Annotated in this window: 16 protein-coding genes; 12 read left to right on the top strand and 4 right to left on the bottom strand. The window is 44.9% G+C overall.

The features are described 5' to 3' along the window. Positions 1–23: 23 nt before the first annotated feature. On the bottom strand, positions 24–191 hold the full coding sequence (locus EJA10_RS23380) for a hypothetical protein (protein ID WP_170169135.1): 168 nt from the start codon (positions 189–191) through the stop codon (positions 24–26). Between the two features lie 74 nt (positions 192–265). Continuing rightward, complete coding sequence (locus tag EJA10_RS13035) at positions 266–595, bottom strand: ArsR/SmtB family transcription factor (RefSeq protein ID WP_125480579.1); 330 nt, start codon at positions 593–595, stop codon at positions 266–268. A 226-nt stretch (positions 596–821) separates the two neighbouring features. Here EJA10_RS13035 and EJA10_RS13030 point away from each other — a divergent pair, with 226 nt between their 5' ends. The 10 genes from EJA10_RS13030 to EJA10_RS12985 all read left to right on the top strand — a co-directional run bounded on the left by EJA10_RS13030 (position 822) and on the right by EJA10_RS12985 (position 9,403). Next, positions 822–1,166, top strand: a complete 345-nt coding sequence (locus tag EJA10_RS13030) for an ArsR/SmtB family transcription factor (RefSeq protein ID WP_211340568.1) — start codon at positions 822–824, stop codon at positions 1,164–1,166. Positions 1,167–1,179: 13 nt separating this feature from the next. Beyond that, positions 1,180–2,478: an arsenic transporter gene (locus EJA10_RS13025; protein ID WP_425462096.1), complete on the top strand. Its 1,299-nt coding sequence runs from the start codon at positions 1,180–1,182 to the stop codon at positions 2,476–2,478. 20 nt (positions 2,479–2,498) lie between these two features. Further along, positions 2,499–2,918, top strand: a complete 420-nt coding sequence (gene arsC, locus EJA10_RS13020) for an arsenate reductase (thioredoxin) (protein ID WP_125480435.1) — start codon at positions 2,499–2,501, stop codon at positions 2,916–2,918. 60 nt (positions 2,919–2,978) lie between these two features. Continuing rightward, positions 2,979–3,326, top strand: a complete 348-nt coding sequence (arsD, locus tag EJA10_RS13015; protein ID WP_125480434.1) for an arsenite efflux transporter metallochaperone ArsD — start codon at positions 2,979–2,981, stop codon at positions 3,324–3,326. Positions 3,327–3,341: 15 nt separating this feature from the next. Continuing rightward, on the top strand, positions 3,342–5,114 hold the full coding sequence (gene arsA / locus EJA10_RS13010) for an arsenical pump-driving ATPase (RefSeq protein WP_125480433.1): 1,773 nt from the start codon (positions 3,342–3,344) through the stop codon (positions 5,112–5,114). Between the two features lie 15 nt (positions 5,115–5,129). Continuing rightward, positions 5,130–5,552 (top strand): protein-tyrosine phosphatase family protein, encoded by a 423-nt coding sequence (locus EJA10_RS13005; RefSeq protein ID WP_125480432.1) that lies wholly within the window; start codon positions 5,130–5,132, stop codon positions 5,550–5,552. A gap of 411 nt (positions 5,553–5,963) precedes the next feature. Next, entirely contained in the window at positions 5,964–6,314 is a 351-nt protein-coding gene (locus EJA10_RS13000) for a MerR family transcriptional regulator (RefSeq protein WP_125480431.1), read from the top strand. Beyond that, on the top strand, positions 6,307–6,768 hold the full coding sequence (locus EJA10_RS12995) for an SRPBCC family protein (RefSeq protein WP_125480430.1): 462 nt from the start codon (positions 6,307–6,309) through the stop codon (positions 6,766–6,768). Before EJA10_RS13000 ends, EJA10_RS12995 begins: the two co-directional genes overlap by 8 nt. A 294-nt stretch (positions 6,769–7,062) precedes the next feature. Then, positions 7,063–8,715, top strand: a complete 1,653-nt coding sequence (locus EJA10_RS12990) for an LPXTG cell wall anchor domain-containing protein (RefSeq protein ID WP_211340567.1) — start codon at positions 7,063–7,065, stop codon at positions 8,713–8,715. Between the two features lie 103 nt (positions 8,716–8,818). Next, positions 8,819–9,403 carry a class D sortase gene (locus EJA10_RS12985; protein ID WP_170169134.1) on the top strand — a complete coding sequence of 195 codons (585 nt, stop codon included), beginning with the start codon at positions 8,819–8,821 and terminating at the stop codon, positions 9,401–9,403. Positions 9,404–9,531: 128 nt separating this feature from the next. On the opposite strand, the gene EJA10_RS12980 is transcribed toward EJA10_RS12985, so the two are convergent. Both EJA10_RS12980 and EJA10_RS12975 read right to left on the bottom strand, forming a co-directional pair. After that, positions 9,532–9,972 (bottom strand): hypothetical protein, encoded by a 441-nt coding sequence (locus tag EJA10_RS12980; RefSeq protein ID WP_125480428.1) that lies wholly within the window; start codon positions 9,970–9,972, stop codon positions 9,532–9,534. 3 nt (positions 9,973–9,975) lie between these two features. Then, positions 9,976–10,320, bottom strand: a complete 345-nt coding sequence (locus tag EJA10_RS12975) for an ASCH domain-containing protein (protein ID WP_125480427.1) — start codon at positions 10,318–10,320, stop codon at positions 9,976–9,978. Positions 10,321–10,617: 297 nt separating this feature from the next. On the opposite strand from EJA10_RS12975, the gene EJA10_RS12970 reads away from it, so the two are divergent. Both EJA10_RS12970 and EJA10_RS12965 read left to right on the top strand, forming a co-directional pair. Further along, on the top strand, positions 10,618–11,643 hold the full coding sequence (locus EJA10_RS12970; RefSeq protein WP_170169133.1) for a GGDEF domain-containing protein: 1,026 nt from the start codon (positions 10,618–10,620) through the stop codon (positions 11,641–11,643). Positions 11,644–11,828: 185 nt separating this feature from the next. Further along, positions 11,829–12,503, top strand: a complete 675-nt coding sequence (locus EJA10_RS12965; RefSeq protein ID WP_246017783.1) for a helix-turn-helix transcriptional regulator — start codon at positions 11,829–11,831, stop codon at positions 12,501–12,503. The last annotated feature ends 16 nt before the right edge of the window (positions 12,504–12,519 follow it).

Here is a 12,519-nt window from a genome sequence, read left to right as displayed (position 1 = left end):
CCTTAACCTTCTTCCATATTATTTTAGGCGTTTGCTGGAACAGTGCAGCATTTCGGCTGCTGTTTTTTCGTGCGAGCTGGCCAGAAAGGTTTTGTTTCCGGCTGCTCAAAGAACTTCCAAGCATGTTTGGCTTTCCGTTCCACTTCCTGCTGTTTTAACTGTGCCATTGTTTGATAGTCTTGATAAAACATCTATATCCTCTCCTTAATCAAATTATGTTGATTTATTTATCAAAAAAAATTGATTTAAACTTTGAAAAGTAAACCTAACAACAGTTGCTAGGTCTGAAAAGGCAGCAAAGCTCTGGAGATAAAAGGTGGTTGATTTCTTTGGTGTTTACTGTGTAGTAGCTCCAGGTTCCCTTTGTTTCTTTCTGGATCAGATTGGCATCAAGCAAAATCTTCAGGTGATAGCTGAGTTTTGATTGTGGCATGTCAATCAGTTCACTGAGGTCGCAAACGCAGCTGGAGTCTTGCTGGCATAGAAGGTTGAGGATGTGCAGGCGTTTTTGGTCGGCAAGGGCTTTGAACTTCTTCTCGTATTTTTCAAAGGTGCTTTGAAGCGGCGGTTCCTTAGTGGCATTGTTGTCATTGATCAGATCGGTTATAGGAATGAATTTTTCCACTTTTCAGCTCTCCTTAAATCAAAATCTCTTGATATATTGTATTATATTTCCTCTGAAACCAGTTTGCAACTGATAAATCAAAAAAAATTGATAAATAATTTTTTGAGGAATGTTAAGAATATGTAAACATGCTAAATACATATTGAACATATAAGCAAATCATTATATGATAATACAGTAATTGGAGGTGGAGTAATTGATTAAGCAAAGTATTGAAATGGATCAGGCTGCTGCAATTCTGAAGCTGCTTGGCGATAAGACGCGTTTGACGATGATGAGGATTCTTGCAGACCATGATTGCTGCGTCTGTGAGTTTGTAGCAATATTTGATGCCAGCCAGCCGGCGATCAGCCAGCATATCCGCAAGCTGAAGGACGCGGGTTTGGTAAAAGAAAGCAGGAGAGGGCAGTGGGTATTTTATTCACTGAACCGGCAGTACGAGCATTTTGAATTTGTTCAATTGCTCACGGATGCACTTCCAAGCCAGGAAGAAAAATTAACGGAACTTGAAAAGCAGGGTAAGCGAATTTCCTGCGAATAACGGAGGTGTGTGGATTTTGTCATTACCGATTATCGCTTCATTGATTTTCCTCGTGACTCTGACATTGGTCATCTGGCAGCCGAAGGGTCTCGGCATCGGCTGGTCGGCAGTAGGGGGAGCGATTTTAGCATTGATTTTCGGTGTTGTTGACTTCCAGGACGTCATTGATGTTACCGGGATTGTCTGGAACGCAACACTCGCATTTATCGCCATCATCATCATTTCACTTATTTTAGATGAGATTGGATTCTTTGAATGGTCCGCCCTGCACATGGCGAGGGCTGCCAAGGGAAATGGCGTCAAGATGTTTGTCTACGTGACACTGCTTGGTGCGGCTGTGGCTGCGCTGTTTGCGAACGATGGAGCCGCACTGATTTTAACGCCGATCGTTCTGGCGATGGTGCGTAACCTGAAATTTGAAGAAAAAATGGTATTTCCTTTTATCATCGCGAGTGGATTCATTGCCGATACGACTTCATTGCCACTGGTCGTCAGCAACCTCGTCAATATCGTGTCTGCTGACTACTTCAACATTGGATTCGTTGAATACGCGTCCCGCATGATTGTGCCGAATTTCTTCTCATTGGGTGCAAGTATTCTGGTCTTGTATTTATTTTTCCGAAAAAGCATCCCGAAAAATTACGAGATGTCACATTTGAAAAAGCCGGTTGAAGCGATCAAGGATGCAAAGATGTTCCGCTTATCATGGATTGTGTTGGGAGTGTTGCTTGTCGGCTACTTTACAAGTGAATTCCTGAACATACCTGTATCGTTCATTGCCGGGATCGTCGCGATCTTCTTCTTGTTGATGGCAAGAAGGAGCCCTGCTGTCCATACAGCGACTGTCGTCAAAGGAGCGCCATGGGCGATTGTCTTCTTCTCGATCGGGATGTATGTGGTCGTTTACGGACTGCGCAACGCTGGATTAACCAATATCCTTGCCGATATCATCCAGGCTGCGGCTGACCAGGGATTATTTGTCGCTACTATCGGGATGGGCTTCATCGCCGCGATTCTTTCTTCTGTGATGAACAATATGCCAACTGTCATGATTGACGCACTGGCGATTGCAGATACTAATACCACTGGAGTTATCCGGGAAGCACTGATTTATGCGAATGTCATCGGATCCGACCTCGGGCCGAAAATCACGCCTATTGGGTCACTGGCAACATTGCTGTGGCTGCACGTCCTTTCATTAAAAGGCGTCAAGATTTCATGGGGCACATATTTTAAAACAGGAATCATTCTAACCATTCCTACGCTATTCATCACTTTGGTAGGTCTATATATTTGGTTACTCATTATTTAATACAAGGGAGCGATTCTACTATGGATAAAAAAACAATCTACTTCTTATGTACTGGAAACTCTTGCAGAAGCCAAATGGCAGAAGGATTTGCCAAAAAATATTTGGGTGACGAGTGGGAAGTAAAGAGTGCAGGTCTTGAAGCGCATGGCCTGAATCCTAATGCTATCAACGCCATGCATGAAATCGGCATTGATATAAAAGGACACACATCTGATGTAATCGATCCTGAAATCCTGAACAACGCAGACCTGGTTGTCACACTCTGCGGCCATGCAGATGAGCATTGCCCGGTAACACCTCCGCATGTGAAACGCGAACACTGGGGATTTGACGACCCTGCGAAGGCAGAAGGAACGGAAGAAGAAAAGTGGGCGGTGTTCCAGCACGTCCGCGACCAAATCAGCGACCGTATCAAAACGTTTGCTGAGACAGGTAAATAAGAAGAAATCAACAGCCAAGGGGGAACTCTTGGCTGTTGTTTTAAGGGAGGAGAAATGGCAATGAAGATAATCAAGGTTTTCGACCCTGCGCTGTGCTGTCCGACAGGCGTGTGCGGACCAAGCGTGGATCCTGAGTTAACGAGGGTTGCCTCTGCGATTTTTATCCTGGAGAAAAAAGGCTTCCCCATCAGCCGTTATAATCTAGCCAATGACCCCGCTGCATTCGTAGACCATAAAGAAGTGAATCAGGTATTGCATGAAAAAGGGACAGATGCATTGCCGCTTGTATTGGTGGACGGAAAAGTGGAGAAAGTGGGCAGCTATCCTTCCAATGAGGAGTTTGCGATCTGGTTTGGCGTGGACGTGAAAGAGCTGACACTCGAAAAGCCTCGGAATCAATTGCTGTAAGGAGGGAGAACCGCTATGTTTCAAACATTTCACCCGAAATATGTTGTCAACACTCCATATCTCTTTTTTACAGGGAAAGGCGGAGTCGGCAAGACATCTACTGCCTGTTCCACTGCTGTTGCGCTGGCAGATGCGGGCAAAAAAGTATTGATCGTCAGCACGGATCCTGCGTCCAATCTGCAGGATGTGTTTGATATTGAAATCGGCAATGATCCAGTTGAGGTTCCATCCGTACCAAATCTTTCTGCATGCAATATCGATCCTGAAGAATCCGCCCGCCAATACCGGGAAAAAGTGATTTCTCCTTATCGAAGCGCATTGCCGGAAAGTGTGGTCGCGACGATGGAAGAACAGCTATCCGGTGCCTGCACCGTGGAAATCGCGGCTTTTGATGAGTTCTCCAACCTGCTAACCGACCAAGAGCTGATCAGCCAGTATGACCATATTTTGTTTGACACAGCTCCGACTGGCCATACCTTGAGGCTACTTCAGCTGCCAACCGCCTGGAGCAGCTTTTTGGAAGAAAGCACTCACGGCGCATCCTGTCTCGGACCATTATCAGGTCTTGGGGAAAAGAAGCAGCTGTACAGTTCGACGGTAAAGGCACTGTCCAATCCGAAAATGACGACACTGATCCTCGTGACAAGGCCAGAACGTTCCTCGATGCTCGAAGCAGAGCGGGCTTCGGCTGAGCTGAAGGAAATCGGGATGGTAAACCAGGTCGTCATCATCAACGGGCTGTGGCAGAAGCATATAAAGGAAGACAGCATTTCAAAAGCATTCTTTGATCGCCAGCAAAGCGCTTTGGCAGAAATGCCCTCCCGCTTGAAGCAAGTCGGGATGTTCTCGATTCCATATGTACCTTTTTCGTTGACCGGAGTGAAAAATCTCCGCCATATGTTCAAGAGTGCCACTCATTCTGCTGAAATCAGTGAAATAGAACTTTCTGAAAAACGCCTGCATACCCTGCAGCACCTCGTTGATGATTTTGCGCAAAGGGATATGAGGATCATTTTTACAATGGGGAAGGGCGGTGTTGGAAAAACGACAATCGCCTCTGCAATCGCTGTTGGTCTTGCGGAAAAAGGCATGAAGGTTCATTTGACGACGACAGATCCAGCTGCGCACCTGGAATATACGTTCCAACAGGAAAATGCCTATGAGCGATTGTCAATCAGCCGCCTGGATCCGAAAAAAGAAGTGGAAGCATATAAGGTAGCTGTTCTGTCACAAAATAAGGACCAGCTCGATGAAGCTGGACTTGCTTACTTGGAGGAAGACCTCAATTCTCCGTGTACAGAAGAGATTGCTGTATTCCAGGCTTTTGCCAATATCGTGGAAAAGTCGAAGGATGAGGTCGTGGTCATTGATACAGCGCCTACTGGACATACATTGCTGCTGTTGAATTCGGCTGAATCATATCATAAAGAAATCTCGCGCTCGACGGGGACAGTTTCGGAAAGCGTCCAGAACCTGCTGCCGAAGCTGAGGAATCCTCAAGAAACGAGCGTGGTCATTGTAACTTTGCCAGAAGCGACTCCTGTTCTGGAGGCATCGCGCTTGCGCGATGATTTAAAGCGGGCCTCCATTGAACCCCGGTGGTGGGTGATCAATCAGAGCCTTTACGCACAGCAAACCTCTGATTCTATTTTACAGAGCAAAGCTGAAGCGGAAAAAGTATGGATCAAAAAGGTCAGCGAAGAGATTGCTGAGAAGACGAGCATCGTTCCATGGCAGCCAGAAGAAAAACTGGGGTACGATAAAATGAAGGACTTAATCAATCATTGAAAGGTGGACTCAAAGATGAGTGGATACCAGGAGTTAATCCCTAAACGGATTTACATTGGCGGAGCAGACGCCATCCCAGAATTACTGGAAAAGGAAAAAGTGGATGTCGTGTACGATTTGCGTGCAGAAAACACGGAAGGCGATTATGATTATAATCGGAAACACCAGCCGATCGTTGACAATGCCGAGCACCAGGATGAGTCTGTCAAACAGGCCATCGATGAGGTTATCAAGGCATACGAATCCGGAAAAAATGTTTATTTCCACTGCTCTGGCGGGAAAAACCGTACTGGAACCGTCGCGATTGGTACATTGCTTAAACTTGGAGAAGCGGACAGCATCGAGAAAGCGGAAACAAAGGCAAAAGGAATCCGTGACGTCATAAAGGTGAATCCAGAAATGAAGGCAGCGCTCGGAAGATTGTTCCCGAACGCTTAAGATAGGAGGAAGTTGTTTTGAAAATCACAGATCAAGCTCGCGACAGCCTAAAGCAGCTGCTAGAGGAGCAAAATGCGACCGGCATTCGTGTGTTTTTTGCAGGCATCAGTTGAGGAAGGCCTAAGTTAGGACTGGCTCTGGATGAGCCGGAATCAGATGATGAAGTCATTGAATCAAATGGAATCAGAGTAGCAATCGACCCATCGATCGAAATCGAAGCCAAGGAATCGACACTCGATTTTGACGCTGACGCAAACGGGTTCGTTTTATCAGGGAATGAGAGAGATTGCTGTTAAGATCATAGAGCCGGTGTATGAACTGTGTAAAGTTCATGCACCGGCTTTTTTTCAGAAAAATATTTGACCCTGTGGTGCACTGCATAGTTTAAGATAGTTTTATAAGGAGGCCGAGATGTATAAGGTAAGCGAATTTTCCAAAATGACGGGGCTCAGCAAGGAGACGCTCAGGTATTATGCGGAAACCAAGCTGCTTGAGCCTGTGTTCATCGACCCTAATAATAAGTATCGTTATTATGACAACGGATCCTTTTTGATTGCACGGTTATTGGTGCAACTTAGGCGGTTTAATTTTACAATCCAGGAAATGCTGACCGTAGTGAACGATGAATCGTTTGAAAACCTGGAACAAATATTATGGAAAAAGAGACAGGGAATCGTCAAACAAGTGGAAGAACTGAATAAACTCATTGAAGAAATGGATGATTTTTTCGAATTTGGGATGGAGGGTGCAGAAGATGATTAAGTGGTACGAAGAGCAGATCATTCCGATTAATATTGAGACAATCTGGACATTATTTCAGCTGGAGAACATCCAGAGGATCATGCCCAATGTGGTAGAAAACAAGGTGATTGAAAAGAAAGACGGAGTCGTCGGCACCAAATACGAGCAGAAATATAAAGAAGGCAAAAGGGTCGAAACCTATATCGTTGAAGATCTCGAGCATGAAAACACTCCTGATAAAAAACACCATAAAATTGGCTTTACGCTTGCTAAAGCATTTCAGGTCGAAGCGGCATACACGCTGATCAAGGCCGGGGAAAATGAAACCAGGTTCATTTATCAGGGGCAGAACACAGGCTTGAATTTCGTCGGCAAAGTGCTGTTGAAACTCGGCGGCGAGAAGAATAACAAAAAAGTCGTCACCGATTTTATGGATCGAGTAGAGAGTGAAGCGCTAGAAGAAGCACGAAAATAGTTGGATTGCTGCCATCTTGGGATGGCAGTTTTTTTATTTGTGAATTTTAGGCTATATATTCATTAGGGTCATCAGCTGAGGAATTAAAATCAAGTAGTTCTGTAAATAGAACGATTTTTTTTCATCTTTTTGTTCTTTATAGAACACAAGAAACGACATATGCAGTCGAAAACACTCGCCAATAGTTCTTATTTGAGAAAATTCTGATGGAATAGATGAGTTCCATTGAAAGTATATTTGGGTATCATGGCAGCTCATTTTTAAAACAAATAAGAAGTATGAGGGGGAGTAGAGTTGAGCGGCTGCAGAAAAAGCAGGGCTGGTGCCAAGCATTTCACCATGTCCTTAGTTTTGATTCTTTTCATGTCTCAAATGCTTGGAATGCCACAGTTGGCAAATGCAGCAGGATCGTCATCCCAGGATGAAACTGTTGTAGTAGAGGATTCAAAGGAGAAAAATAGTCAAAAAGAAACAGGGTGGGATAAGAGCTCACTTGAATTCATCAGCAGTGGGGGCAGTTGTACTCAAATCACTGCCACAATAAAGAATGGGAATGACAGCCGTCCCATGGATGGAACCGTTTCCTATAAGGTCTATTTTAGTGAAAAGGGGAACCCAAAAGATGGGACCGTTGTAGCAGCAGGCACGGTTCCTGCACTGGGTACGGGTAATAGCCATAAGCTGACCTACACCCCAACACAATCAGGAACCTACATGTTCTGGGCAGAACAAAGGGAAGGTCATCCGGGGCAAGGAGAACTCTGGAGTGATGGAATAACAGTAGACATGGCAGATTGCAAGGAACCAGATCCTGAAGATGAATGGGATAAGAGCTCTCTAAAATTTATCAGCAATGGGGGCAGTTGCGAACAAATCAGCGCCATAGTAAGGAACGGCGCTGACAGCAGGCCAATGGCAGGAGCAGTTAGCTACAAGGTTTATTACATCGAAAACGGCAATCCGAAGAACGGTACTGTAGTGCACAGCGGAGAAATTCCTGCACTCGGCTCAGGCGAAAGCCACACATTGACCTATACGCCTGAAAAGTCGGGTGTATATATGTTCTGGGCAGAACAAAGGGAAGGCCATCCAGGACAGGGAGAGCTTTGGAGCGGGGCAATCGAAGTTGATTTAGCTGAATGTGAAGAAGTTGAACCGGAGTACCCGAATCTCTCTATTGCACTTAGCTATGAAGACTGTGAAGCATTGACGGCAACCATTAAAAATGATGAAGAAAGCGGAGATATGCTGGCCGGTGCCGTGTATGAAATTTATTGGGCTGCATCAGGGAGTGCAACTCAAGGAACCGTAGTGGATTCTGGACCAATTGAACCTCTGGCCGCTGGCGGAAGTACTCAATTCACATATACTCCAACTGAATCAGGTGAATACATTTTAAAAGTATATCAAACAGGTGGGACCCAAGAATTTGATCCAATATGGAGCAGTCAGCTTACAGTTGATTTAACAGCCTGCGAGGACCCAGAAGATCCAGTTGATCCAGAAGATCCGGTCGATCCAGAAGATCCGGTTGATCCAGAAGATCCGGTTGATCCAGAAGATCCGGTTGATCCAGAAGATCCAGTTGATCCAGAAGATCCGGTAGACCCAGAAGATCCGGTTGATCCGGTAGACCCAGAAGATCCGGTTGATCCGGAAGATCCAGAAGATCCAGAAGATCCGGTAGACCCGGAAGATCCGGTTGATCCAGAAGATCCGGAAGATCCGGTTGATCCAGAAGATCCGGTAGACCCAGAAGATCCGACTGACCCGGAAAATCCAGTGAATCCAAATAAGCCGGCTGATCCACCAGCAAAGGTTCCTACAAAACGCCTGCCGAAAACAGGGGAAACTGACCCTGCTCTTTATTATACAACTGGCCTGCTATTCATTATTAGTGGAGCATTCTTGTGGGTTAAAAGCCGGAGAAGACGCCTTGATATGTAATACTACCAATTAGAAGAGGGAGGCGACTCCCTCTTTTTTCAGGAGGAAATTTGCCTTGTATAAAAAGATGGCTGCTGCAACTATGATAATAGGGGTAATGATTATGTTGTTTCCATTGGCGAATGACTTTTATGGAGGTTATCAACAGAAGAGGTTGCTGGCATCTTATCATAATCCCATCAAGGAAAAAGAAAACATCCAAAAACAATTTCTTGATTTGGATCAAATCTTTTTTAACTACTCACAGGAAAATGTATCTTTTGTGATTAATGAAAATGTTATAAAGAATGCCACTGCTTTAGGTGTGTTAAAGATTCCTGCTATTGATGCCACCTTGCCGATCGTCGAAGGAGCAGACGAAGCTAGCCTTGAATTTGCTGCGGGCCATATTCCTGGAACAGCCATGCCAGGGAACATCGGGAATGCTGCGATTGCCGCTCACCGAAGCTTCAAGTATGGCAAGCTGTTTAACCGGCTTAATGAAATGGCTAAAGGAAATGAAATTATAATAGAAACAACACATCAATCATTCATCTATAAAGTTAAGAATTCCTTCCTTGTCCTTCCCGAGGATGTCCATGTTTTAGCTCCATCTGAAGATACTTCGATCCTGACGCTAATCACCTGTCATCCAATGAAAAACCCAACCCATCGCCTCATTGTCCAAGCAGAACTTGTAAATCCATAATCTATTTAATGAAAATGCAAATTATGATAACCACATTTTACTTTTTATTAGAGGATTTGAGATATATCGACCAAGTCGATCATGCACACTTAAAAGCCCGGGCAACTCCACCCGGGCATCAAATCCATTCACCACAAATTCGGCTTCACGACCATGAACCAGAGCATCGCCATCAATAAGATGATGTAGGTCCAGATGGTGCGTTTCAGCTTTGCTGCCAATTCTGTTTTGTTCGCGCCTTCTTCGGTGAATTTCCGGAGTGTCGGCGAGAAGGCCCGTGCCAGGAAAAACAGGGAGGAGAACAGCAGCGCCAGTGTCGCGATGATCCACGGTGTTTTCCATGTCCATGGACCAAGGACGACCAGCAGCACCCCTGTCCCAACCAGCACGTGGCCGGCATGCATCGAAAGCCGGACGACCGACTTCAATGTCCCAAGAAATACATCTAATTCCTTTCCTTCAGCAACAGGAAGTTTTTTCACGATTGGCATCAGGATAAAAAATGGTCCGATGGATGCAATCGCGCTTGAAACATGCAAATAAATGATGATTCGATACAACAAGTCCATTTTTTATTCTGCAGCAGGGCTGAATTCGTGGACCCAGACTCTCATCTGCGGAAGCCAAGGCATTCCAGGGTGGTAGGATAAAATCGACTGCTTGTACTCCTCAACGGTTTCAAAGCCTTCACGGCGAGCATCTTCATCCGTCAATTCACCAAGTGACTGGGAATAGACATTGTCCACGACGAACTTCTTCCCTTTCAAATCCATGATTTCACCCACATCCGCATAGCGGCCGTTGCGGCGAGTCGCTGTTTTCTTGCCTTCTAACACTTTATTGATGTCGTCTTCCATCGTAACAAGACGCTCGATCTCACACGTTTTTGGCGGCAAAGCATTGTTTTGTTCAGTCATTGTAAAAGCTCCCTTCCTTTTGCTCCTATATAATGTACCATATTTTGAGCAAGGGAAGGAAACTAGCTCGACAACCCTGGTGTTTTCCAAGATTTTCATTCGAACTGATGAAAATAGAAATATACTAGATTAGAGTTATCTAGTAAAATGAAACTAGAGGGGTAACGCTTTTTTAACGTCATTTACCTCGATTTCAAAATAGTTATTTTCGAGAAAGATTGAAGGATGGCTGTGGGCCATTTGGCAGCCGAAAAGGTGTAGACCGCCCATCATGCGGCTGCTGGGGAGATGAGAAGGATGTTCCATAAATTCGATACGATTGCCGAGCTGAAAAGAAGTGTGTATATGTGGCTTTTGCCGATTATCACCGTTGCGCTCATCATCAACAGCTTCCTGAATAATCAGAGTTTATTTGATACAATGATTAATTCGACCCTCATTTTCTGGTTCTCGGTCAGCTGGGTCCTGGCATTTTTGAATCGGGGAATCATATTCGGTGAATATTCAAATCTTTTATTAGTCAGTTTTTACCATGTGTTGACACTGCTCGATGTAGTCCACAACGACCTGGCGACAACCGGTGGATCCCTTGGCGATTTCATCGTCTGGATGCCGTTGATCATCATGTTTTTCTTCCTGGTCCTGGGGACGAAAAGAGGGATGTATTACTCCATCTTCATTTTCCTGATCACGATCACCATCGCGGTGATCTACAGCGGGCAATTGCCTCCTGAATCAATCGATTCGCTGACACAATTCCATGCAGCGAACATTGTTTATATACTCGTGCTCTTTTATGCGCAGAATATGTTCCGCGCTTTTACGGAAAGGGATTTCTTTAAAAAACATGCCTATATCGATTCCCTGACGCGTGTCGCCAACCGGCACCAGATTGATGTCTGGCTCGAAGAAAAGCTTCAAGATGCGGAAGAGGAAGGCAAGCGATTTTCAATCGTCTTTTTCGATATCGACCATTTTAAAAAGGTCAACGATGTATATGGACATAAAATTGGTGACTGTGTCCTGAAGGAACTATCGGCGGTTGTATCTGGCAATCTGGCGGACGGTGATCTCTTCGGCCGCTGGGGCGGAGAGGAATTCATCCTGATTTCCGGCAGCACCGGTGAGCAGGCACTTGATAAAGCAGAGCGATTCCGCAGCATGGTCGAGAATCACTGCTTCAAGGGAGCAGGCAGTCTGACCGCAAGCTTCGGTGTCACTGATTACCAGAAAGGTGACAACATCGATTCCTTGTTGAACCGGGCCGATGAAGGTTTGTATCATTCAAAAAATACCGGCAGGAATAAAGTAACCATGAACTAACCATTCTCCAACACCGAGGATGGTTTTTTTATTTTAAAAGATTATTACAATTTTTTTGTAACCATTAAAATATTATTTGAACTCTAGTAATTTTGTGTTATGATGTCTGTGCGTTAGATTTATAGATTTAAATTTTTTTTTGAGAGAGTTTGCAATCGCTTACATATAAAAAAGGGGGGCTGGAGTTGGAAGGGAAAAATGTACATGTGTTCAATCTGGCAATGCGGACAGCGGACATGCTCGTAAAAATGTTCGGATCCCGCTGTGAAGTGGCGGTGCACGACTTTGCCGATTTGAAAAAATCACTCATTTACCTTGCGGGCAATGTAACCGGCCGGGAAATCGGCTGTCCCATTACAGACCTGGTGCTGCAGGAGCTCGCGAAGCAGCCTGAAGAAATCGAGGATATCCCCAACTATAAAACGAAATCAGGCAAGGGAATCACGATGAAGTCTTCTACGGTCTTCCTTCGGGATGATCAGGATAAGGTGATTGGCGCGCTGTGTATTAATTATGATATCTCGATGATGATCCAATATGGAGCTGAAATCCAGAATTTCATTAATTTCGATGCCAATCAGGATAAATCAGAGAACTTCTATACGACGGTTCAGGATGTCATTCAAAACATGGTGGACCAGGTTTTGGAAGTTTTTAAGAAAGCGCCTACACATTTGACGCTGGAGGAAAAAATCGAGTGCGTCCGGATGCTGGAGGAGAAGGGGGCTTTTTTAATCAAAGGCTCCACCGAATACCTGGCTTCCGTGCTGGGTGTTTCAAAATTCACCATCTATAATTATCTGCAAAAAATCAGGACACAGAACGAGTATCACTTAGAAGAACCAGTCAAATCACGATAAACCAACATTACATCCA

Origin of the sequence: Mesobacillus subterraneus, from assembly GCF_003937825.1 — a bacterium.
GTDB lineage: Bacteria > Bacillota > Bacilli > Bacillales > Cytobacillaceae > Mesobacillus > Mesobacillus subterraneus.
The sequence above is the reverse complement of the archived record's forward strand: the minus strand, read 5'-3'. Positions and strand labels throughout refer to the sequence as shown.

Excerpts from the sequence above, each read along its gene's own strand:
- EJA10_RS23380 (WP_170169135.1), bottom strand. The coding sequence starts at position 191 with ATGTTTTATCAAGACTATCAAACAATGGCACAGTTAAAACAGCAGGAA.
- arsC (WP_125480435.1), top strand. The coding sequence starts at position 2,499 with ATGGATAAAAAAACAATCTACTTCTTATGTACTGGAAACTCTTGCAGA.
- arsD (WP_125480434.1), top strand. The coding sequence starts at position 2,979 with ATGAAGATAATCAAGGTTTTCGACCCTGCGCTGTGCTGTCCGACAGGC.
- arsA (WP_125480433.1), top strand. The coding sequence starts at position 3,342 with ATGTTTCAAACATTTCACCCGAAATATGTTGTCAACACTCCATATCTC.
- EJA10_RS13005 (WP_125480432.1), top strand. The coding sequence starts at position 5,130 with ATGAGTGGATACCAGGAGTTAATCCCTAAACGGATTTACATTGGCGGA.
- EJA10_RS13000 (WP_125480431.1), top strand. The coding sequence starts at position 5,964 with ATGTATAAGGTAAGCGAATTTTCCAAAATGACGGGGCTCAGCAAGGAG.
- EJA10_RS12995 (WP_125480430.1), top strand. The coding sequence starts at position 6,307 with ATGATTAAGTGGTACGAAGAGCAGATCATTCCGATTAATATTGAGACA.
- EJA10_RS12985 (WP_170169134.1), top strand. The coding sequence starts at position 8,819 with ATGTTGTTTCCATTGGCGAATGACTTTTATGGAGGTTATCAACAGAAG.
- EJA10_RS12980 (WP_125480428.1), bottom strand. The coding sequence starts at position 9,972 with ATGGACTTGTTGTATCGAATCATCATTTATTTGCATGTTTCAAGCGCG.
- EJA10_RS12975 (WP_125480427.1), bottom strand. The coding sequence starts at position 10,320 with ATGACTGAACAAAACAATGCTTTGCCGCCAAAAACGTGTGAGATCGAG.
- EJA10_RS12970 (WP_170169133.1), top strand. The coding sequence starts at position 10,618 with ATGTTCCATAAATTCGATACGATTGCCGAGCTGAAAAGAAGTGTGTAT.